The sequence below is a fragment of the Bacillus sp. GMs2/2 genome (assembly GCF_050172095.1).
Classification (GTDB): domain Bacteria; phylum Bacillota; class Bacilli; order Bacillales; family Bacillaceae_G; genus Bacillus_A; species Bacillus_A cereus.
Genome location: NZ_JBNLYE010000622.1, coordinates 1 through 1625, shown reverse-complemented (window position 1 = coordinate 1625; position 1625 = coordinate 1). Strand labels below are relative to the sequence as shown.

Genomic DNA, 1625 nt, shown 5'->3' with positions numbered 1-1625 from the left:
CTCAAAAGTGAATTTATCTTGGTGTTTGTGTAATTCCTCAAGATTCTCGATTTTCGCTAATTCTTGTACACTTTGCTCCACAATCATTTCTAACATTTGGTTTGCAGTCATACTTTTCATCCTCCTTGTATTTAAAAAAGATTTATAGGAAAATAAAAAGGCATATATCGTGTGTGCAGATTCAAAGATGTAGGTGCTCCCTGGTCAGAGGGAGTGCCTTTTTATTTGTCTTTTAAAATTTTGAATAACCTTACTCATTACCTCAAAACATTTGTTTTAATGTACTTTGAACGTTCAAATTTATTAAACAGGTCTTTGTTTTCTGTACGTCCAAGAAGAATATTACCTTTGAAATTAACGAAGTCTTTTTTATCTCTACTCGTAGCCCAAGCTACTTCTGGATTTAGGATATACACGTTTGTATTTCCCACTTTACCAATAGCAATCAATCCGTTTTCTTCTAGACATGAAATTGCTCTAAATATCGTTGTTCTTGATTTTCCAGTAACCTCTTCTAAAATTTTATGTGAAGCCATTATGCTATTGCTATTAACATCCATATTCTCTATGAAGAACATATAAAGTTGTCCAGCAACTGCATTTTCAGAAATGATATAAGCTAATGCTTTTGTTCCTAAACCTCTACTGATTTGTATAAAATTCTTGTTCTTTTGGCTTTCTTTTGCTCTTTTAGCTTCTAGAGCTTCACTAGCACTATCAAAGATTTCAGCATCTTCTATGGCTACGTATTTAACTTCTGTATCTTTTTCTTTTCCTGCAAACATATGTAACACCTCACTATACATTAATGTGTAGTTTTTGAAACAACTTGTTTCATGTCCTGATTTTACCATTCGTAATTTATTATTGCAACAGCTTGTTTCAAAAAAGAAACATAAAGTTGCAACTATGTTGCACCAGACGATACATTAATGTAAACTCTCATGAAACATACTAAACTCTAAAACTATTGATATTACTACCTTTCTACGAATTTCCTTTCTATATCTATAAAAGTGGCTTTTCATAATACAAGGGTCGAGTAGTATTTTTTGAGAACCCCACTCAAAAAATCTCCACTCTTTTGCCCTTGTATTATGAAATTCGGCGGGAATTGGTGTATCGCCAAGCCGAACAGACCAAAAACGAGGATATAGGTTGTTCGACTTGGATTAGTAATTATACCCGCCGAACCGCCAGTTCTATCGTTCCAAAAAATAAGCTTACTCCTTATTCATTTACGTGAAGTTCCTGGGGGCTAGCCCCCAAACCCCCAGCCAGCACTCTCACCCAAAAACAAGGAAATACTACTTGAATACTTTTCACCGTATCAAATAGATATGCATACAATATATTTGACATAAAATTCACTTCTATAACTGTTTAATACACAAAAAACTCTTTTGGTATTCAAAAGAGTTTTTTGTGTATTAAACAGTTATAAAAATATAATTTTAAAAGTTACATAAACGGTAAGTGTCAACGGTAAGCGGACTGGAATGGTTCAGCGGTTTGTGCTGATCCATGAAGGGAGCATTAAGGAGTTGACACGTGCAACTGATTCATCACCCTCTTGGCAGTTCCTCAAAACGAACCGTTTTGGGGATGCCAACCGGCGAGGGAGC

At 34.8% G+C, this 1625-nt stretch carries 1 protein-coding gene; it reads right to left on the bottom strand.

Annotation, left to right across the window (positions count from 1 at the left end; all coding sequences use genetic code 11):
* Window positions 1-257: 257 nt before the first annotated feature.
* Entirely contained in the window at window positions 258-785 is a 528-nt protein-coding gene (locus tag ACQGS6_RS28040) for a replication/maintenance protein RepL (protein ID WP_176549753.1), read from the bottom strand.
* Window positions 786-1625: the final 840 nt, after the last annotated feature.